The sequence below is a fragment of the Aeromonas sp. QDB20 genome, assembly GCF_027707805.1.
In the GTDB taxonomy this organism is placed as follows: Bacteria; Pseudomonadota; Gammaproteobacteria; order Enterobacterales; family Aeromonadaceae; genus Aeromonas; species Aeromonas dhakensis.
This window is the reverse complement of sequence record NZ_JAPCJC010000001.1, coordinates 24798-46196: the sequence shown is the minus strand read 5'-3', so window position 1 is coordinate 46196 and position 21399 is coordinate 24798. Positions and strand designations below refer to the sequence as shown.

The window sequence follows — 21399 nt, the reverse complement described above, 5'->3', positions numbered from 1 at the left end:
AGGATGAGCAGATCCGGGCCCTGTATACAGAGCCTGGATCCACTTTATTAACGACGATTACCCTTTGGCGGCGCTGCGCAATTTCGCCTTGAGCGCGCTGTATTCAGTCTGGACGTACACTTCCGCCCCTGGCTGATCCTCGATACGCTCAATTTTCACTGCGCAGTACTTGTACTCCGGCGTGTAGGAGACGGGGTCTACGTGCTCGATGGTGAGCTCGTTGCAGGCCCCGATCCACCACTGGTAGGTCATGTAGACCACCCCGGCGTTGACCCGGTCGTTGTAGTTGGCCCGGGTGATCACCTTGCCACGGCGCGACGAGATCCAGACCAGCGCCTGATCCTTCACCCCGAGCTTTTTGGCATCGCTCGGGTGGATCTGCACATAGCCCGGCTCATCGGCCAGAGTCTGCAGGGCCGAGCAGTTGCCGGTCATGGAGCGGCAGGAGTAGTGCCCCACCTCGCGCACGGTGGAGAGCACCAGCGGGTACTCGGCACAGGGCTGCTCCAGCGGCGGCCGCCACTCGGAGGCAATCAGCTGACCCTTGCCGCTCGGGGTGGTGAACACATTCCCCTCAAACAGGGTGCTGGTGCCCGGGTGATCCTCGGTCGGACAGGGCCACTGCACGCTCTTGAGATCGGCCATCTTGTCATAGCTGACCCCGGCATAGAGCGGGCAGAGTCCGCGCAGCTCGTCCCAGATCTGCTCGGTGTCGCGATACTCCATGGGATACCCCATGGCGGTGGCCATCAGCGAGAAGATGGCCCAGTCCGGCTTCACGTTGTCCGGCGGCGTCACCGCCTTGTAGAAGCGCTGGAAGCCGCGATCCGCCGAGCTGTAGACCCCCTCGTGCTCGCCCCAACTGGTGGCGGGCAAAATGACGTCCGCCATTTCGGCAGTCTGGGTCATGAAGATATCCTGCACGATCACCAGCTCCATCCCCGCCAGGGTACGGCGGAACTGACCGAGATCGGCCTCGGTCTGGGCCGGATCTTCCCCAAAGATGTAGAAGGCCTTGCACTTGCCCTCTTCCACCTTGTGACCAAGCTCCGTCAGCCGGTAACCCGGTTTCTGGGAGAGCGCATCCACACCCCACGCCTTGGCAAACTTGGCGCTGATGGCAGGATCGCTCACCGACTGATAGCCCGGGAACTGGTGCGGCAGCATCCCCATGTCGCAGGTGCCCTGCACGTTGTTCTGGCCGCGTACCGGCCCGCAGCCGGTGCCACGACGACCGAAGTTGCCGGTCAGCAGCGCAATACCCGCGAGCCCCTTGACCACGTCCACCGCCTGACCGTACTGGGTCACCCCCATGCCCCACAGGATCATGGACGCAGGCGACGCGGCATAGGTGCGAATGGCGGCGCGGATATCGGCGGCTTTGAGGCCGGTGATCCCCTCCACGTATTCCGGGGTGTACTTGGCGACTGTGGCCTTGAAGGTGTCGAACCCTTCGGTGTAGTTGGCGACGAACGCCTTGTTGTAGAGCCCTTCATTGATCAACACATTGGCGAAGGCGTTGACCAGCGCCATATTGGAACCGTTTTTGAGCGGCAGCCACTGATCGGCGATGCGGGCGGTCTCCACCATACGGGGATCACACACAATCACCTTGGCCCCGTTAGCCTTCGCCTTGAGGATATGGCGGGCGACGATGGGGTGAGAGTCAGCAGCATTGTAACCAAACACCAGCAGGCACTTGGTCTCTTGAATTTCGGGAATGGCGTTGCTCATGGCGCCGTTGCCTACCGTTGTCTCCAGACCGGAGACTGAGGGTGCGTGTCACACCCTCGCGCAGTGATCGACGTTGTTCGTCCCAAGCACAGCGCGGGCAAATTTCTGCATCACATAGTTGGCTTCATTGCCGGGGCCACGGGCAGAGCCGGTGGTCATGATGGCGTCCGGGCCATATTTCGCCTTGATGGCAGAGAGGCGACTGCTGGCGAACTCGATGGCTTCGTCCCAGGAGACGGCTTCGAGCTTGCCACCGCGCTCGCGGCGGATCATCGGGCTCTTGAGACGGGGGGTCAGCAGGTTGGTGTCGTTCAAGAAATCCCAACCGTAATAGCCCTTGAGGCAGAGTTGCCCCTCGTTGGTCCGGCCGTTGGCGCCTTCGGCCCCCACCACCTTGTCGTTTTCAACCAGCAGGTTGATTTTGCAACCGGTGCCGCAATAGGGGCACACGGTAATGACTTTTTTCATGACTCACACTCTTGTTTGTTAACGAAAAACGGCTCGGCAAGCCCGCTCACACCCGCGCCGGCATCGCCAGCAGGGCCTCGGCACTGGCCAGCTGCTTCTGCCGGTTCAGGGTGTCAAGGTGCGCCGGCGTGACCAGCCGCAGCGCCTGGGTCGGGCACACCTCGACGCAGGCCGGGCCTGCCTCACGGTGCTGGCAGAGATCGCACTTGAGCGCCTGCGCCTTGGTCTGCGGCCGCTTGAAGAACGAATCGGCCGTGGGGGCCACCTCTTTCACCACCACCGCCATGGCGCCGTAAGGACAGGCCACCACGCAGGACTTGCAGCCGATGCAGCGCGCCTGTAGCACCTTGACGCAGCCATCCTCGCTGACGATGGCGTTGTTCGGGCAGGCCATGGCGCACGGCTTGTCTTCACACTGGCGGCAGAGCACCGGCGTGGTCACCTTGCTGCCCACGATCACCTTCAGGCGCGGCTGAAAATGGCTGTCCTTGGAGACCAGATGTCCATCCTCGATGGCAAGATGCAGGCCGCCCTCCCGTTCAAGGGTCCCGCTGCAAGACCCTGACTGGTGTGAAACGGCGCAGGCCACCTCACAGGTACGACACCCAATACAGAGACTGGGATCTGCAATCACGAAGCTGTTCATAGAGAGGGATCCTAAATGGTTCGTTACACCGGGCCGCCCGCCGACAGGCAAAGAGGCGGCCAGCCCCCCACAAAGCATTTATCAGACCAACACGGGCAGATGGCTGTCATAAAATCACAAGCCAATGAAAATAAAGGGATAATCTGGATGGTGAAGGCGGTATTTGCCGCAACTGACGAGGGTGACGAAGGGGCCGGCCTTCTGATCGACATGACAAAAGTGACGAGGTCGACACTGGCTGAGAAGCCCCTGCCCCGCGTGATGAACAAGGTATTAAACAACACCATCAGAAAAGATACCGAGGCCGCTAGTTGTTGGGTTTTACTATCGCCTCAGCCCAGCATCACCAAGCCAAACAGAACAGAACAAAAAAACGCCACACATTGATAAAATTATTGAGCCAGAGCTGATTTTCAGCACCTGCCACTTCAGTTTCTCATCTGTCTGGCTACTATGAGCCAAATGAAAATCATTCTAAGGAAATTTACGCGCATGATTCTATCTAATCTCTATTAAGAAATACTTTTAAATTAACAGCTATATCTAATACATAGTTAAAATATTAATTAGAAATTTTATACACATAAAGCGATAATGGAGTTAAGTAATGGATTTAATTTTAATTTCTGAAAAATCATATAAACAATATCATCCAAATTTTGTCATTGCTGGTAGAGAAGACTTAACCGCCACAAAAAAAGATAATTACAAAAAAGCAGCAACTGCTGCAGCTGTAACATCGGGAATAGCCTCAACTGTTGCAGGCGGTGCCGCAAGTGGTGCGACACTTACTACGCTGGGTTTATTAGGTACTATCCCACTTTTCACGCCGATAAGTATGTTAGCAGGTGCCTCATTAGCAATACCAGCCATATATAAACTACTTACATCAAAAGAAGATTCTGAATCAGTAAGCCAAGATAGCATAAACGAACTAAATGAATATATTGCCCGCCACTCTCTTACAAAAAATGAAGCCTTAGATAAAGGCTTTAAATTCCCTCCTGGACATCCGAAGGTTGGGGGAACTTACGTACCTCATCCTTTATCTGGTTACCCAAACTCATCCAAGAAAGATCTCTACATACCAGAGCATGTTTTTGATGACATCTTGTTTGAAGAGAGAGAAGCCGAATTACTAACGCTGCTTGTAAAGTTAGGTGCTATTGAAGTCGAGATATCGAAAAATGTTAATTCAGTTTTCGTTGATCAAAAAGATATCAACATTGGTGCTAATGCTGGAGGCATTGGTAACACCTCTTTTTCTGGTGAGAAAAAGATAGAGAAAGAAAATGGTGAGAATGATACAAGAACTTTTTTATTAAAAGGGAAACCATGGGACAGTGAATCAAAAATAGACAGAAGTGAGTATGCATGGTTAAATTTCGAGCCATCATGGAATGCATTAATTACAGCGCGAGAAATAGGTGGTTGCACTTGTGCTAGCTTAGAGATAAAGGAAGCTTCAAAATACATATCAAACAAAAATATATCTATGCAATTACAAGCTGGCATTTACTCTGCTAATGGAGCTGGAGGTTTATCAATGCGAGATTTGCAGGAAACTTCATACTCTGTAAAAGTAAAATTTTCTTAGATTATCCAACAGGGTGTAATATACGTAGCGCATGGCACCTCCTGCATGTTTAATTAGCGGTGCAATTCACTTCGTTCATTGCACCCTACCTGTATTCATTTCTGGAAAATAAAGGCTCCATTGCTACCCAACACACTCCCCTTTGCCATCCTGCCCACAATTAATTAGTCACTACTTTATCGTCCATTTTTCACCCAACCAGGTAGAAAATAGTGACCAAATAACTTACCCAGATAAAACAAACGGTTGCCCACAGACAGAGTGGTTTTCTCAATCATTGGCCAATTAATAATTTCGTTAGCCACCCCTTTTTGATTATTTATACCTGAGCATAAACCCACGACGGGTGTGTCATTATACCCTTAACGGCAGATGAACAGACTGTGTCCCATGATGAGCCTCTTTATATCCAGTTAGCTCCCTTTCCCATCGCAATCCATTAATGCGTTCCTGCGGCACCTGCCGCACGCCCGATAGACGGGGGCGGCCCGTGCTGGCCAATCGTCACCATCAAACTGACAGACAACTTCATGAACGGTAATCACAAACAAGCCCTGTCCGGCGTTACGCTGGCGGCGATCGGCGTGGTCTATGGCGACATCGGCACCAGCCCGCTCTATACCCTGCGCGAGTGCCTCTCCGGCCAGTTCGGTTTCGGGGTAGAGCCCGCCTCCATCCTGGGCTTTCTTTCACTGATCTTCTGGCTGCTGATCCTGGTGGTCTCGGTCAAGTACCTCTCCTTCGTGATGCGGGCAGACAACGCCGGCGAAGGGGGCATCCTCACTCTGATGTCGCTGGCCACCCGCAATACCCCGGCCAAGTGGACCCCCTTGCTGATCATCCTGGGGCTCATTGGCGGCAGCTTCTTCTATGGCGAGGTGGTGATCACCCCGGCCATGTCGGTGATGTCAGCCATCGAGGGCTTGAACATCGCCGCCCCCTCCCTCGACCCTTATATAGTACCGCTCTCGGTGCTGGTGCTGACCCTGCTGTTCGCCATCCAGAAACACGGCACCGCCACCGTGGGCAAGCTGTTCGCCCCCATCATGCTCACCTGGTTCATCACCCTGGCGGTGCTGGGCCTGAACAGCATCTTCCAGCATCCCGAGGTGCTGGGGGCGCTCAACCCCGTCTGGGCGCTGCGCTTCTTTGCCAAGTACCAGACCGCCTCCTTCTTTGCTCTCGGCGCCGTGGTACTGGCCATCACAGGGGTGGAGGCGCTCTACGCCGACATGGGCCATTTTGGCAAGAGTCCGATCCGGCGCGCCTGGTTTATGGTGGTGTTGCCTTCTTTGGTGCTCAACTACTTCGGCCAGGGGGCGCTGCTGCTGGCCCATCCCGAGGCCATCACCAACCCCTTCTTCCTGCTCGCACCGAAATGGGCGCTGCTGCCGCTGCTGCTGCTGGCGACCCTGGCCACGGTGATCGCCTCGCAGGCGGTGATCTCCGGGGTCTTCTCGCTCACCCGGCAGGCGGTGCGGCTCGGTTATCTCTCACCCATCCGCATCGTGCACACCTCCGAGCAGGAGTCCGGCCAGATCTATATTCCGGTCATCAACTGGATGCTCTATATCTCGGTGGTGATCGTCATCATGAGCTTCGAGCACTCCAGCAATCTGGCGGCGGCCTACGGCATCGCCGTCACCGGCACCATGGTGCTCACCTCCATCCTCTCCTGTTCGGTGGCCCGCCACAGCTGGCACTGGAACAAGTACCTGGTGGCCGCGCTGTTTATCGCGCTGCTGGCCATCGACGTGCCGCTGTTTGCCGCCAACCTCGCCAAGATCTTCTCCGGCGGCTGGCTGCCGCTCACCCTGGGGGCGGTGATGTTCACCGTGATGACCAGCTGGAAGAGCGAGCGCTTTCAGCTTATTCGCCGCCTCAACGAGCACGGCAACTCGCTGGAGCCGATGATCGCCTCGCTGGAAAAATCCCCGCCGACCCGGGTGGCCGGCACGGCTGTCTATATGTCGCGGGTGGTCAACGTGATCCCCCACGCGCTCCTGCACAACCTCAAGCACAACAAGGTGCTGCACGAGCGGATCATCCTGCTCACCCTGCGGGTGGAAGAGGTGCCCTACGTTCACAACGTGCGCCGGGTCTGCATCGAGCAGCTCTCCCCCACCTTCTGGCGGGTGGTGGCAAGCTACGGCTGGCGCGAGACCCCGAACGTGGAGGAGATCTTCCACCGCTGCAACGCCGAGGGGCTGAGCTGCCGGATGATGGAGACCTCCTTCTTCATGGCCCACGAGTCGCTGATCATGAAGGAGCGCCCCTGGTATCTCTACTTGCGCGGCAAGCTCTTTATGCTGCTGCAGCGCAACGCCCTGCGCGCGCCGGATCAGTTCGAGATCCCGCCCAACCGGGTCATCGAGCTGGGATCCCAGGTGGATATCTGATGTCGAGTTGATGGCCTCTTGATGGCATCGAACATCAACAAGTAGAGAGGGAGGCATTGGCCTCCCTCTTCTTTTCCGTTAACCCCAATTACCGCCCCTCATCCCCGGCCCTTCTCCCGCAAGGGGAGAAGGGGGCACACCACGTCGACCCCCACAGACATCACACCGTAGGGTGCAACAAGCGCAGCGCCGTGCACCGCGACCATATTGCTGACTTTCCCCCTCATCCCCAACCTTTCTCCTGCGAGGGGAGAAGGGAGCACACCACCGCGAACGTATTTGCAGAGCGGTGCAATTCACTTGGTTCTTTGCACCCTGCTCCCCCCGATGCCGTGGCGCAGACCCATAGCCTTTTCGCCCCTTGTCACGACCCCGCATTCAGCCATGCCGACACCGTTTTGCGGGGGTGACGAACCCTCTCCTACCTTCGTCACAAGTGACGAACGTCACGCTTCGACAGTGGGACAAGGCCTCGACACCCGTCGATGCTATTTTAAACTTCATTTAAAAACAAACACTTACACTCATACAGCCAAGCAAAACCAAGCTGGCCCGTATCTTGCCAACCTGCCCCTACTCTCTCCGTTCGCGACACGACAAGGTAGGCTATGAACCGCTTCGTTATCGCTGACCCCAAGCTTTGTATCGGCTGTGGCACCTGTATGGCGGCCTGCAGCGAGGTACACAAGGCGCAAGGTTTGCAACAAGCCCCCCGTTTAACCGTTATGCGACACGAGCAGGCGACCATGCCGGTTCAGTGCCGTCACTGTGACGATGCCCCCTGCAGCAAGGTGTGCCCAGTCGAGGCCATTCGCCAGACCGGCGATTGCGTGCAACTCAACGAGTCGCTCTGCATCGGCTGCAACCTCTGCGCCGTGGCCTGTCCCTTTGGCGCCATCCAGAGCGGCGGCAGCCGTCCGGTGGCCGTGGCCACCAGTTACGACACCTATATCCCCTGCTCCATCCGCTCCAACAACCCCTCCACCTCCGCCGGCCTGCGCTGCTTTGGCGAGGATCTGCTGAGCTGGGAGCCGGGGGTGCGCAGCATCGCGGTCAAATGCGACCTCTGTGAATTTCGCGCCGAAGGGCCGGCCTGTGTCGATGCCTGCCCCTCCCAGGCATTGAAGCTGGTCAATGACGGCGACACCGAACGCGCCGCATGTATCCGTCGCCAGCAAGCGGCCGACACCAACCCGCAAGGGACCTCTGCCTTCTCGGCGCCTGCCACGGCGCTCCCTGCATCCGATTTATCCACCACAGAGGGAGTTCGCTGATGTTGTCCCCCCTTGTAATGGCTACGCTCCTGCTCTTTTTGCTGGGCGCTGCCGCCGGTTTGCTCCTGCAAAAGCTGCCCGCACTGGCCAACCGCCTCAACAGTGGCTTTGCCCTGCTGGGCTCGCTCGCGGGTCTGGTCGCCGCCATCCAGATCTTTGCCCAAGGCGCCCCCGTCGACGGCCAGCTCTGGCTGCTGGGCTCGGTGCACCTCGACATGCTTGCCGCGCTGATGCTGCTGGTGATCAGCACCGTCGGCGTTGCCGTCGCCCTCTACTCCTTTGCCTATATCCGCGAATATCAGGGCAAGGGGGATGTGGCCATCGGCGCGCTGATGAACCTCTTCCTGTTCGCCATGGTGGGCATGGTGCTGGCCGACAACGCGCTCGGTTTCTTGCTCTGCTACGAGCTGGTGACCCTCACCACCTACTGGCTGGTCAAGACCAACCCCGAGGCCGCCAAACAGAGCCGTCTCTACTTGGTGATGAACCATATCGGCATGGCGCTGGTACTGGTCGCCTTCTGGCTGCTCTGCCGCGAAAGCGGTTCGCTGGAGTTCGCCGCGCTGCGCGAGCACCATCTGGCGGGCGCCCTGGCCTCCCTGGTGTTCCTGCTCAGCTTCTGCGGCTTTGGTCTGCGCGCCGGTTTCGTGCCGCTGCACGGCTGGCTGCCGGTAGCCGAGCCAGTCGCCCCCTCCCATATCTCGGCGCTGATGTCCGGCGTGATGGTGAAGCTGGGGCTGTTTGGCATCTTGCGGGTCAGCATCGATTTTCTCGGCGCCAGCCAGCTCTGGTGGGGCTATGTGGTGCTGATCTTCGGTGCCTGCTCGGCGGTGCTCGGGGTGCTGTTTGCGCTGGCCGAGCACGATCTCAAGCGGCTGCTCGCCTACCACACGGTGGAGAACATCGGCATCATCCTGATGGGGATGGGGATCGGCATGATCGGCATCGCCAACCAGCAACCAGCGCTGGTGGTGCTGGGGCTGCTCGGCGCCCTCTATCACCTGCTCAACCACGCCATCTTCAAGAGCCTGCTCTTTATGGGCACCGGCTCTGTGATGTTCCGCCTGCACACCCGCGATATGGACAAGATGGGGGGGCTGGCCAAGCTGATGCCCTGGACCGCGCTGGCGTTCCTCATCGGTGCCATGGCCATCTCGGCGCTGCCGCCGCTCAACGGCTTTGTCAGCGAGTGGTTTATCTATCAGGCACTGCTCTCCATGACCAAATTCGGCACCTCCGTCGTCGCGCCGCTCGCGGTAGTGATGCTGGCGGTAACCGGCGCCATGGCGGTGATGTGTTTCGTCAAGGTGTACGGCATCTGCTTCTGCGGCGCACCGCGCAGCGAACACGTGAGCCACGCCCGCGAAGTACCGGGCGCCATGGTGGCAGGCACCCTGCTGCTGGCCGCGGTCTGTCTGGTGCTGGGTCTGGGCGCCCCCTGGATTGCCCCTCATATCGCCAGCTATGGTCAAGCCTTGGTAAGCGGCCAGATGAACGTGGCCACCGGCGCCACTCTGCTGCCACTCGACAGCTCACAAGCGATCCTCTCCCCGCCCGTTATCGCCATCACCTTGCTGGGGCTGTTCCTCATTCCGCTGCTGATACTGGCCATCTTCAAGGGGCCCAAGCTGGGTCGTCGTCACGCCGGCACACCGTGGGCCTGTGGTTACGCCTATGAGGAGCGCATGAGCCTCACCTCTGGCGGTGTCACCCACACCTTGCGCCAACTCTGCGCGCCGCTCTATCGCAAGCAGCCGCAGCTCGATCTGGCCAGCGCCCTGCACGGGGTGAGCGATGCCAGCGGCAACACCGGCAGGCTGCTGCTCTCTTTAATAAATGGCGTGGTGCTGGCGCTCTTTATCCTGATGGCTGTAGGAGTCTGATATGCCTGTTCTTGAAATGCCGAGCTGGGGCATGGTTGCCCTCGCCCTGACCCAGGCCATCGCCATGCTGGCGCTGGCGCCGCTCGCCACCGGTTTCAACCGGGTGCTGCGGGCCAAGATGCACTCCCGTCAGGGGCCGGGCCTGCTGCAGGATTACCGGGATATCGCCAAGCTCCTGCGTCGCCAAGAGGTGACCCCCGAGCCTGCCGGCATCATCTTCAACCTGATGCCTGCGCTGCTGATCGCCGCTCTCTTGCTGGTAGGGATGGCGCTGCCGACCCTCACTCACGAGTCCCCCTTTCCCATCGCCGGGGATCTCATCACCGATATTTATCTGTTCGCCATCTTCCGCTTCTTCTTCTCTTTGGCAGGTCTGGACAGCGGCAGCATGTTTGCAGGGATCGGCGCCCGCCGCGAGCTGACCCTCGGCATTCTGGTGGAGCCCATTCTGGTGCTCGCCTGCTTCATCATGGCGATGATGGTGGGCAGCTCGGATCTGGGCAATATCAGCAGCTATGTGGCGACCCAGCCGCTGGCCGCGCCGGTTGCCACCCTCTTGGCTGGCGCTGCCTGCGCCTTCGCGGTGTTTGTCGAGATGGGCAAGCTGCCCTTTGACTGCGCCGAAGCCGAGCAGGAGTTGCAGGAGGGGCCACTCACCGAGTACTCCGGTGCGGGGCTGGCCCTGCTCAAGCTCAGCATGGGCCTCAAGCAACTGGTGGTGGTGCAGCTCTTTCTGGTGATTTTCCTGCCCTTCGGCAAGACGGCCAACTGGAGTCTGCCTGCGCTCATCGGCGCGGCGCTGATCCTCGCCTGCAAGCTGCTGGTGGCCTTTTTACTGGCTGGCATCATCGAAAACGCCATGGCCCGTACCCAGTTCGTACGCACCCACAAGCTCACCCGCTACGCCTTGGGGCTGGCTCTGCTGGCGCTGCTCGCCTATCTGGTCGGGATCTGAGCCATGCCCGCCAGCACAGCAACTTTTTCCGATTTCATCATTTGTGAATGCTCATTCCCGAACATTAAAGTGAGAACTGCATGACCATCGCCATTTCGGATCGCATCGGCTGCGACTACATCCAGCAGGTGCGAGCACAACTGCCCCACGCCATCGTCGACGAGGAGTGGCAAACCGCCGATCAGGCCACCATTACCGTCAAGCCCACCAGTCTGGTCGAGACCGCCAGCCTGATCTTCCACCAGCTGGGGGGCTGGCTTCCGCTCTCCTTTGCCAATGACGAGCGCAGCCTCAACGGCCACTTCGCCGTCTACCACGTCTTCTCCATGGAGGGCGACACCAAGTGCTGGATCACCGTCAAGGTGCTGGTAGATGCCGATACCCAGGAGTACCCCTCCATCACCCCGACCATTCCGGCCGCGGTGTGGGGCGAGCGGGAGATCCGCGACATGTACGGCCTGCGCGCCATCGGCCTGCCGGACGAACGTCGTCTGGTACTGCCGGACGACTGGCCGGAGGATATCCACCCCCTGCGCAAGGACGCCATGGATTATCGCCAGCGCCCTATGCCCACCACCGACACCGAGACCTACCCCTTCGTCAACGAGCTCGGCAGTGATGCCAACCGCATCGTGCCGGTCGGCCCGCTGCACATCACCTCCGATGAACCGGGCCACTTTCGTCTGTTCGTCGATGGCGAAGACATCATCGATGCCGACTACCGCCTCTTCTATGTCCATCGCGGCATGGAGAAGCTGGCGGAAACACGGATGGGCTACAACGAAGTGGCCTTCCTGACCGACCGGGTCTGCGGCATCTGCGGCTTTACCCACAGCGTCGCCTACACCACCTCGGTGGAGAACGCCATGGGCATTGTGGTACCCGAGCGGGCCAAGATGATCCGCGCCGTGCTGCTGGAGGTGGAGCGCCTGCACAGCCATATCCTCAACATCGGCCTGTCGAGCCACTTCACCGGTTTCGACACCGGCTTCATGCAGTTCTTCCGGGTGCGGGAGAAATCCATGACCCTGGCCGAGTTGCTGACCGGCGCACGCAAGACCTATGGTCTCAACCTGATTGGCGGGGTACGCCGCGACATCTTCAAGGAAGATCGCATCAAGGGTGCCCAGCTGGTGCGGGAACTCCGTGATGAGCTCAAACCCCTGGTGGCCATGCTGCTGGATACCGCCAACATCTCCTCCCGCCTCATCGGTATCGGCAAGCTCGACCCGCAAATAGCCCGCGATTTCAGCTGCGTCGGCCCCATGGTGCGGGCAAGCGGCTTCAAGCGCGACGTGCGTCGGGTCCACGACTTTGCCGGTTACCGCGAGCTGCCGATGGAGATCCAGACCAAGGCGGGTTGCGACGTGCAATCCCGGGTGCTGGTGCGCATCCACGAGCTCTACGACTCCCTCGACATGATTGAGTTTGGTCTTGAGCACCTGCCGGAAGGGCCACTGCTCACCGAAGGGTTCACCTACCAGCCGGGCAAGTTTGCGCTGGGCTTTACCGAAGCGCCCCGCGGCGAGAACGTCCACTGGAGCATGACCGGCGACAACCAGAAGCTGTTTCGCTGGCGCTGCCGCGCCGCCACCTACGCCAACTGGCCCGCCCTTCGCTACATGCTGCGCGGCAATACCGTGGCGGATGCACCGCTCATCATCGGCAGTCTGGATCCCTGCTACTCCTGTACCGACCGGGTCACTCTGGTCGACCCGAAGAAGGGCAAATCCACCGTGGTCTCCTACAAGGAGATCGAGCGCTACGGCATCGATCGCAAAAACTCTCCGCTGAAATAAGGGGTCATCATGATCAAGCTGTTCAAGACCATCCTCAAGGCTGGCACCCCGACCGCCAAGTACCCCTTCGCTCCTATTGATGTGAACCGGGATTTTCGCGGCAAACCGAAATATCAGGCGGATCAGTGCATCGCCTGCGCCGCCTGCACCAAGGCCTGCCCGGCCAACGCGCTGGTGATGGAAGTGGATATGGAGACCGGCGAACGGCGCTGGGAGATCTCCATGGCGCGCTGCATCTTCTGCGGCCGCTGCGAGGAGGTCTGCCCGACCCGCGCTATCGCCCTCTCCCCCGAGTTCGAACTGGCGGTAACCAACAAGGCGGATCTCTATGAGGAGGCCCGCTTCGCGCTGGCCCCCTGCACCCTGTGCGGCACCTACTTTGCCCCGAGCAAGCTGGTAGCGCTGGTGGAGGACACCCTCAAGCAGGCGGGCACGCCGCTCGCTCGCGATGCCAAGCCGCTGGCGCCGCCAGAGCGGCTGCACCACTGCCCCGACTGCAAACGAAAACAGAGCATGCTGAGCCAGCCTGACTCGGCCCTGATCACACCGATAGCCACACAACAGGAGTGGATGTGATGAGCAAGATCAAAGGCATAGAACCGGCTGTCGGCCATGCCCATACCCGCGCCGTGCCGCTGGCACAGGATCCCGAGATCACCAAACTCAAGAAGACCCTGCTGAAAGACATTCGCCGCTCGGCCTATGTCTACCGGGTCGATTGCGGCGGCTGCAACGCCTGCGAGATCGAGATCTTCGCCACCATCACCCCGCTGTTTGATGCCGAGCGTTTCGGCATCAAGGTGGTCGCCTCCCCCCGCCACGCCGACATCCTGCTCTTTACCGGCGCGGTGACCCGGGCGATGCGGGTGCCGGCCCTGCGCGCCTACGAGGCAGCGCCCGATCCCAAGATCTGCATCGCCTACGGCGCCTGCGGCTGTGACGGCGGCATCTTCCACGACCTCTACTGCGTATGGGGCGGCACCGACAAGATCGTGCCGGTGGATGTCTATATCCCCGGCTGCCCTCCGACACCGGCGGCTACCATCTACGGCTTTGCCGTGGCGCTCGGTCTGCTGGAACAAAAACTCAAAGCCACCAGCCACGAGGTGCAACCGGGTGAGCGGGTCGAACTGCGCCACACCGGCATCCCCAACGAAATCCGGGTGATGATCGAACGCGAAGCGCGCCGCATGGCCGGTTACCGGCAGGGGCGGATCATCGCCGACGAGTTCATGGCCCTGCTCGAAGGGGCAACTCAGCAGGATGTGGATCTGCGCATCCAGAGCTACCTCGATCAGCACGACGATCCCCGCCTGGCGGAGATCGTCAACAACCTCGCAAACGCCTGCCTCAACCGGGCGGCCGGCAAGGGAGAGGCGGTGCATGGCTGACGAGGTTTTTTTCTACCGCCTCTCGCGCAAGTTCGTGGACGAGCAGTTCGATGTGCCCCCCGCCCCGGCAAAGGAGATGGAGCAGGCCAAAGAGGTGATGTACTACAGCCTCGCCATCGGCCACCACCTCGGCATCATCGATTGCCTGCGAGCAGACCTGGTCTGCTCGCTGACCGGTTATCGCGACTGGGTAGCCAAGCTGCCAGAGGGGAGCGAGGCGCGCCGCAAGATGGAGGGGTTTCTCACCTTTGGCGAGATCACCATCTATCGCGAGCACTGCCATATGCTGGCCTGCGCCTTCGACCGACTGCGCAAAGCCGACAATCTGCTCGATGAGCAGGAGCTGGGCTGGACCAATACCTTTATGGATCAGCTCACCGCCCTCTTTAACGACCCCCATATGTACCTGATGGTAAGGAGCCGCTGATGGGCTGCAATCTCGTGTTGACCGTGGGCAATGCCATGATGGGGGACGACGGTGCCGGCCCCTATCTCGCCGACAAGCTGCAGGCCGCCCCCCTGCCCGGCTGGATCCCTATCGACGGCGGCATCGCGCCGGAAAATGTGGTCCATAAGGTGCGGGAGCTGCAACCGGCGCGGGTGGTGCTGGTGGATGCCGCCGAGATCGGCGAGAAGGCGGGCACCCTGCAGGTGATCCCCCCCGAGACCATCGCCGAGATGTTTATCTTCTCGACCCATAATATGCCGCTCAATTTCCTGATCGACGAGCTCAAGACCTTTGTCTCAGAGGTGATCTTTGTCGGGGTACAACCGGCCATCGTGGCGTTCTCCTTCCCGATGACCGAGATGGTGAGCCGCGCCATGGATTATCTTTACGATCATCTGGAAGAGGCCAAAGATAGCGAGTTGTTAATAAACCGGCTGGCCCAGTGGAATATCACCAATGCGGCCACCGATTATTTGCCAGCTTGTTAACGGCAGCAGTCTGCGTTCCCTCTAAAGGCATATATAAACGCCCGATGTTAAATTAAAAACATCGGGCTAATTGCCATGAAATTGATATAAATCAACGCGCGGACATTTTTCAGAAAATTGGCCAACTCGCTATTTTCAAATATAAAAAAGCGTTGCCAGTCACAGAAAATTGCCACAAAATGGTGGCCATTGCGGAAGCTGATGGGGTCTGGTGGCCTCCTCGGTCTTCAAAACCGATGAGAGCCGAGAAGGCTTTGGCAGGTTCGACTCCTGCCTCTTCCGCCAAATTTCATATATTGGAGAGAAACCGTCAATTATGTTTCAGGCTGATTGACGACCGTTTCACATATTGTTCTAACAAGGCGCCTGTCGCATTGCCAATATAATCTGAATGCGCTCCAACACGCTTATTACTCTGCTCAACAATTAATTTATCCATTCGCCTTTTTTATTAATTCATGAATGGTGGACAGCAGCAAACAAGCAGCGTTGAAGCGGCCTTCCTCCGGCAAGGCGGCGTGCATGTCACTCCCACGCACAGCCCGGGTCATCCCATGCCAACTCCGTCTGACGTATCCTCCCTCGCCCCCAGCGCCTCTTATGCCGCGACTCCCGCAAATCAGCGTCGCTTGCCGCAAGTGGAACAGCTGCTGCAGCAACCTTTTCTCGCAGGGTTTATCGATGAACTGAGCCGCCCGCTGGTGACCCAGGCGGTGCGCGAGACCCTGAGCGAACTGCGCCAGAGCGAGGCGTTTCGCCAGCACGGCGTCGCCCCCGAGCAGATCGAGGCGCTGATTGTCAGACGCTGCCAGCAGCAGCTGCGCCAGCGTCAGACCCGGGTCATCAACGCCACCGGTACCCTGGTGCACACCAATCTGGGCCGCTCGCCGTTAAGTAGCGATCTGTGGGACGAGGTGCGTGACCTCAACACCGGCTACAACAATCTGGAGCTGGATCTCGCCACTGGCAAGCGCGGCGGGCGCAAGGGGCTGATCGCTCCCCTGCTCGGTTGCCTCACCCAGGCCGAGGATTCGCTGGTGGTCAACAACAACGCCGCGTCGCTCTTTTTGCTGCTGCAGGAGGTGGCCAAGGGGCGCGAGGTGATCGTCTCGCGCGGTGAACAGATCCAGATTGGCGGCGGCTTTCGCATCCCCGACATTCTGGCCCTCTCCGGCGCCAAGCTGGTGGAGGTGGGCACCACCAATATCACCACAGCCAAAGACTACCTCGATGCCATCACCGATCAGACCGCGCTGGTGCTGATGGTGCACAGATCCAATTTTGCCATTCGCGGTTTTACCGAATCCCCCGATATCGGCGAGCTGGCCCGCGCCCTGCCCGAGCAGGTAGTGCTGGCGGTGGATCAGGGCTCGGGCTTGACCACGGAGGAGTTTGCACCGGACGAAACCTCGGTGCGCCAGTACATCAAGGCGGGGGCGGATCTGGTCTGCTACTCCGGCGACAAGCTGATGGGCGGGCCCCAGTGCGGCATCATCAGCGGCCGTGCGGACCTTATCAAGCGGTTGGAAAAACACCCCATGATGCGCACCTTCCGCTCGAGCCGCATCATCCATTCCCTGCTGGAACGCCTGCTCATCCACAAACTCAACAAATCCCCCGTCGGCGAAGGTATCGCCCAACGGACTTTAAGCAACCCGGCCGCCATGCAAGCGAGAGCCTCTCAGCTGATGGAAGCCCTACCCGGCTGCTTTGTGCCGGTCCCCGCCCAGCTGGTAGTGGGCGGCGGCACCTTGCCGGACGAGTTCTACCCGGCGCCTGCGCTGGAGTGCACCGACCCTCGCCCTGCCCAGCAGTTGCTGGATACCCTGCGCGAGCTCCCCGTCCCGCTCATCGCCACCGTGCGCCAGCAGAGGGTGCTGCTCAATATGGCCACCCTGCTCGACGAGGACATGGAGCTGCTGATCGTCCAACTCAAGGAATTGCTGCTGCCCGCCCCGTTAAATGCAACAAATGCGACCGAGGAGCCCTGATCCCATGACCCCCTATCGCGCCGTTATCGGCCTTGCCGGCCACGTGGATCACGGCAAAACCCAGCTTATCAAGGCCCTCACCGGCATCACCACCGCCCGTGCCCATGAGCAGGCCATCGGCATGACTCAGGATCTTGGCTTTGCCCACTTCGACGACGGTCAGGGCAACACCATAGGCGTCATCGACGTGCCCGGCCACGAGCGCTATATCCGCAATATGGTGGCGGGGCTCTGGAGTCTGGATCTGGTGCTGCTGGTGATTGCCGCCGACGAGGGATGGATGCCGATGACCGGCGATCACCTGCGCCTGCTCAAGGCGATGGGGGTGCCGCGACTCTTGGTCTGCATCAACAAGTGCGATCTGGTCTCCCCCGACGAGCTTTTGCTGTTGGAGGAGAGCCTGCTGGAGCGGGTGATGGACGAGAGCGGCATGGTGCCCGACATCGTCAGCGTCAGCGCCAAAACCGGCGAGAATATGGCTGCCCTGCACGCCGCCATCGTGCGCCAGCTGGAGGATATGGCCGAGCATCATGCCCCCCGCGAACGGGCCGCCCCGCGCCTGTATGTGGACAGGGTCTTTACCGCCAATGGCACCGGCACCGTGCTCACCGGCACATTGCAGCAGGGCAGCCTCAAGGTGGGGGACAAGCTGCGCCTCTACCCCGCCGATCGGGAGGTGCAGGTGCGCTCCCTGCAGGCCTATCACCAGAGCGTCGACGAGATCGGCGCCGTCTGCCGGGTGGCGGTGGGCCTTAAAAAGGTGCCCCACAAGGAGGTGGCCCGCGGCCACTGCCTCACCAGCACTGCCGGCCAGTGCGAGGCGGCGACTCATCTGATCGTGCGGCTAAATGAGGTCGGCGGCAGCATCAGGGAGCAACGCAACCGCGAGGTGGAAATCGCCCTCGGCAGCTGGCACGGCCGGGCCCGTTTTGTTCCCATCAAGGATACCCGGCTGGCACGGCTGATCTTTGCCAGCCCCATCCCCTGCTTCTTTGGCCAGCCGCTCACCATCATTCGCCACGGCAGCAGCGAACTGCTGCACGGCGCCCGCATCGTCTGGTGCGGCGACATCCATCCCTCCAGACGCAAGACGCTGCACGCCCTGCTGGGCGAGCTGCCAGATGAGCTCGAGCACTACAACCCGGCCACCCTGCAACTGGGGCTCAACGGCTATGTGCTGGCCAGCCGCTTTGACCAGCGACCCGAGCTGGTCACTCCCCTCGGTGAGTGGCTGCTGGATAGCTGCTGGCTGGCCCAGAGTCGCGACCAGCTGCTCGCTACCCTGGCCAGCGAACCGCTCAGCGCTGCGGAGCTCGCGACCCGCCTTGGCATCGCCCTGCCGGTCATTCAGGCCCTGCTTCAGCAGCTCAAAAGCGAGCAGCACATTCGCCTGCACCATGACAAGTGGCAGCCGGGCAGCGGCGAGTCGGAAGATGATCTGGGGGAAGAGGCACAGCTGGTGCTCAAGGTGGTGCGAGATCAAGGCAAGGAGGGTTACGAGCCCGGTAAACTGGGCCCCGGCGGCGTGGCGCTGGACCCCTTTATCACCCGCCAGCTGCCCGCCGCACTGCAGCAGGGCTTGCAACAAAAAGGCGCCCTGCAAAAGCAGCTGCGCAATCTGGCGCGACTCAAGTATCTGGTGCAGCTCGATGGCCCCATCTACTACGACGCAGCCCTTTACAACCAGATGGTTGCCGCCGTGCTGGCGGGCCAGCAGGTGGGAGATCTGATCGACATGGCATCCCTCAAGGAGATCACCGGTTTGTCGCGTAAATATGCCATTCCGTTCTGCCTGCGCATGGAGATGGATGGCTGGGTGCGGCGCGAGGAGAACGAGCGCCGGGTGCTGCGTTTGCCGCAGACTCAAGATGAGATGGAGCCGGCATGAGCGCCACCATCGCCCCCTCTGGCTCTTCCAATCCTGTGGCCAACCGGCTGCGCCGCGAATTTCATATCGACGGTATAGTGCAGGGGGTCGGCTTTCGCCCCTTCGTCTATGGGCTGGCGCTGCGCCACGGCCTTGCCGGTTATGTGTTGAACGACGCGAGCGGCGTCACCATAGGTGCCGAAGGATCACCCGAGCAGCTCACAGCCTTTACCCGCGAACTGCGGGAACTGGCGCCGCCCTTAAGCCGAATCGATCACTTCAGCGAGCGGGAGCTGCCCCTTGCTCATGATCCCGACTTCGATGGCCAATTTCATGGCCAGTTTCGAATTAAAGCCAGCCAGCAGCAGAGCGCGGCCACGGTCGCCATCTCGCCGGATCAGGGGATGTGCGAGGCGTGCGCCACGGACGTGGCCAATCCCAACGATCGCCACCACCACTACCCCTTTACCAACTGCACCCACTGCGGCCCGCGCTACACCATCATCCGCCGCCTCCCCTACGACCGCCCCCATACCGCCATGGCGGGCTTTGCCATGTGCCCGCGCTGTGCGGCGGCCTATGAAGACCCGCTGGACAGACGCTACCACGCCCAGCCGGTAAGCTGCCCCGAGTGCGGGCCCCATCTGACCTGGCGCAGCGGCCACGGCGATGCGCTGGCCGAGCGCGAGGATGCGCTGCACACCGCCGCCCGCGCCCTGCAAGCGGGAGCGCTGATTGCGGTCAAGGGGATGGGGGGTTATCACCTGATATGTGATGCCCGCAATGAACGGAGTGTGGCCAGATTGCGAACGCTCAAGCGGCGCGCGCGCAAGCCGCTGGCGGTGATGATGGGCTCCCTTGCCGAGGCCAAACTGCATGTCACCGGCTGCGAGGCAGAGTGGACGCTGCTCGCCTCTCAGGCCAGACCCATCACCTTGCTGCGCAAGCGCATTAACGATGATCGGCTCTCAGAATCCCGACAGTCAGCCGCGCCGCTGGCCGAGGAGATTGCCCCCGGCATCCCCTACCTCGGCGTCATGCTCCCCTATACCCCGCTCCATCAGCTGCTGCTGGACGCCTGCGCCATGCCGCTGGTGGCCACCAGCGCCAATGGGCGCGGCAGTCCCATCCTTGTCGAGTGCGAGGCAGTGGTCAGGGAACTCGGGGGCGAGATTGACGGCATCCTGGATCACAACCGCCCCATCCTGCACCCGTGCGACGACAGTCTGGTGCAGTGGGCAGGCGGGCGGCGCCAGACGTTGCGCCTCGCCCGGGGCTATGCCCCCTGCACTCCCAGCCTGCAAGAGGCGGTCCAGGTGCCGCTCTTGGCAGTCGGGGCGCAGCAGAAGAACCAGCTGGCGCTCGCCTTCGGCCGCCAGCGCATCTACAGCCCCTATATCGGCGATCTGCACAGCCTGCCGATGCAAGAGCACTTCGAGCAGACCCTGGCGACCTTTCGCGAACTCTACGACCTCAAGCCAGAACTGCTGGTCTCGGATCGCCACCCCGGCTACCTCAGCCATCAGTGGGCCAAGGGCTATTGCCAGGATCAGGGTGCAACCCATCTCGAGGTGCAGCACCATCACGCCCACCTGCTGGGGGTGATGGCCGAGCGCGACATCACGGGCCCGGTGCTGGGTGTTGCCTTCGATGGCACCGGCCTTGGCGATGACGGCACCCTCTGGGGCGGCGAGCTGCTGATCGCAGACATTAAGGGCTTCGAGCGGGTTGCCCACCTCAAACCCTTCAAGCTGATCGGCGGCGAGGCGGCCATCCGCGAACCGGTACGTCAGCTGCTGGGGCTGCTGTTTGAGTCGTATAGCATGGAGGAGATCAGTGCCCTCGATATTCCGGCGATCAAGCAACTGCCCGCTGGGCAGATCAACAATCTGCACCAGCTCTGGCAGCTGGGTCGAAACGCCCCCCATACCAGCGCCATCGGTCGGCTGTTCGATGCGGTGGCGGCGCTCTTGGGGGTGATCGATACCCCGGATTACGAGGGCGAGGCTGGACTCCTGCTGGAGGCGACTGCCTTGCAGCTGGCCCCCGATGAACAGCCCTTCCCCCTCGCCTTTGATCTCAGCCAATCAGCTGAGGGGCCACTGCAGATCCAGTGGGCAGAGCTCATCCATACCCTTGTCAACGAGTGGTGCCAAGGTACCCCCACCGCCAGCCTGGCTGCCGGTTTTATCCGCGCCATCAGCAATCTGGTGGTTGCCCTGGCCGGGCGCGTCCCCGGCTATCCGGTGGTACTCGGGGGCGGCGTTTTTCAAAACCGGGTGCTGATGGACCAGCTGGTGCCCGCTCTCGAAGCGGCCGGCCGGGAGGTATTGACCAGCGAAACCCTGCCGCTCAATGACGGTGGCATCGCCGCCGGTCAGCTCTGGTTTGCCATCCACCATCTTGCCACGCACCAGCCTGTCACAACCGGTTGTGCCACCTTGTCGGAGTCCTGAAAT

General features: G+C 60.5%; 16 protein-coding genes and 1 tRNA gene. 15 read left to right on the top strand and 2 right to left on the bottom strand.

Annotation, left to right across the window (positions count from 1 at the left end; genetic code table 11):
* Positions 1-57: 57 nt before the first annotated feature.
* Positions 58-2202: a formate dehydrogenase subunit alpha gene (gene fdhF, locus PG897_RS00210; RefSeq protein WP_201881917.1), complete on the bottom strand. Its 2145-nt coding sequence runs from the start codon at positions 2200-2202 to the stop codon at positions 58-60.
* Positions 2203-2248: 46 nt separating this feature from the next.
* Positions 2249-2848 (bottom strand): 4Fe-4S dicluster domain-containing protein, encoded by a 600-nt coding sequence (locus tag PG897_RS00205; protein ID WP_010633735.1) that lies wholly within the window; start codon positions 2846-2848, stop codon positions 2249-2251.
* A 15-nt stretch (positions 2849-2863) separates the two neighbouring features.
* Between PG897_RS00205 and PG897_RS00200 the strand changes: the two genes are divergently transcribed.
* The 15 genes from PG897_RS00200 to hypF all read left to right on the top strand — a co-directional run bounded on the left by PG897_RS00200 (position 2864) and on the right by hypF (position 21396).
* Positions 2864-3235 carry a hypothetical protein gene (locus PG897_RS00200; RefSeq protein ID WP_201883722.1) on the top strand — a complete coding sequence of 124 codons (372 nt, stop codon included), beginning with the start codon at positions 2864-2866 and terminating at the stop codon, positions 3233-3235.
* Between the two features lie 220 nt (positions 3236-3455).
* Positions 3456-4445, top strand: coding sequence for a hypothetical protein (locus PG897_RS00195; RefSeq protein WP_144050642.1), 990 nt, complete (start codon positions 3456-3458; stop codon positions 4443-4445).
* 530 nt (positions 4446-4975) lie between these two features.
* A complete protein-coding gene (gene kup, locus PG897_RS00190) occupies positions 4976-6844 on the top strand; it encodes a low affinity potassium transporter Kup (RefSeq protein WP_010633733.1) in 1869 nt (622 codons plus the stop codon).
* A 608-nt stretch (positions 6845-7452) separates the two neighbouring features.
* A complete protein-coding gene (locus tag PG897_RS00185; RefSeq protein WP_201882726.1) occupies positions 7453-8118 on the top strand; it encodes a 4Fe-4S dicluster domain-containing protein in 666 nt (221 codons plus the stop codon).
* Entirely contained in the window at positions 8118-10001 is a 1884-nt protein-coding gene (gene hyfB, locus PG897_RS00180; RefSeq protein ID WP_201882730.1) for a hydrogenase 4 subunit B, read from the top strand. Before PG897_RS00185 ends, hyfB begins: the two co-directional genes overlap by 1 nt.
* Position 10002: 1 nt before the next feature.
* On the top strand, positions 10003-10956 hold the full coding sequence (locus PG897_RS00175) for a respiratory chain complex I subunit 1 family protein (protein WP_201882737.1): 954 nt from the start codon (positions 10003-10005) through the stop codon (positions 10954-10956).
* Positions 10957-11036: 80 nt separating this feature from the next.
* Complete coding sequence (locus PG897_RS00170; RefSeq protein ID WP_045526942.1) at positions 11037-12755, top strand: hydrogenase large subunit; 1719 nt, start codon at positions 11037-11039, stop codon at positions 12753-12755.
* A gap of 9 nt (positions 12756-12764) precedes the next feature.
* Positions 12765-13331, top strand: coding sequence for a formate hydrogenlyase complex iron-sulfur subunit (locus PG897_RS00165; protein ID WP_201882738.1), 567 nt, complete (start codon positions 12765-12767; stop codon positions 13329-13331).
* Positions 13331-14146 (top strand): NADH-quinone oxidoreductase subunit B family protein, encoded by an 816-nt coding sequence (locus PG897_RS00160; RefSeq protein WP_201882739.1) that lies wholly within the window; start codon positions 13331-13333, stop codon positions 14144-14146. The genes PG897_RS00165 and PG897_RS00160 overlap by 1 nt, the downstream gene beginning before the upstream one ends.
* On the top strand, positions 14139-14573 hold the full coding sequence (locus tag PG897_RS00155) for a formate hydrogenlyase maturation HycH family protein (RefSeq protein ID WP_201882740.1): 435 nt from the start codon (positions 14139-14141) through the stop codon (positions 14571-14573). The genes PG897_RS00160 and PG897_RS00155 overlap by 8 nt, the downstream gene beginning before the upstream one ends.
* On the top strand, positions 14573-15082 hold the full coding sequence (gene hycI / locus PG897_RS00150) for a hydrogenase maturation peptidase HycI (protein ID WP_201882741.1): 510 nt from the start codon (positions 14573-14575) through the stop codon (positions 15080-15082). The genes PG897_RS00155 and hycI overlap by 1 nt, the downstream gene beginning before the upstream one ends.
* A gap of 193 nt (positions 15083-15275) precedes the next feature.
* A tRNA-Sec gene (locus PG897_RS00145) sits at positions 15276-15367 on the top strand.
* A gap of 269 nt (positions 15368-15636) precedes the next feature.
* Complete coding sequence (gene selA, locus PG897_RS00140; RefSeq protein ID WP_201882742.1) at positions 15637-17073, top strand: L-seryl-tRNA(Sec) selenium transferase; 1437 nt, start codon at positions 15637-15639, stop codon at positions 17071-17073.
* A 4-nt stretch (positions 17074-17077) separates the two neighbouring features.
* Complete coding sequence (selB, locus tag PG897_RS00135; protein WP_201882744.1) at positions 17078-18961, top strand: selenocysteine-specific translation elongation factor; 1884 nt, start codon at positions 17078-17080, stop codon at positions 18959-18961.
* On the top strand, positions 18958-21396 hold the full coding sequence (hypF, locus tag PG897_RS00130) for a carbamoyltransferase HypF (RefSeq protein ID WP_201882746.1): 2439 nt from the start codon (positions 18958-18960) through the stop codon (positions 21394-21396). The genes selB and hypF overlap by 4 nt, the downstream gene beginning before the upstream one ends.
* Positions 21397-21399: the final 3 nt, after the last annotated feature.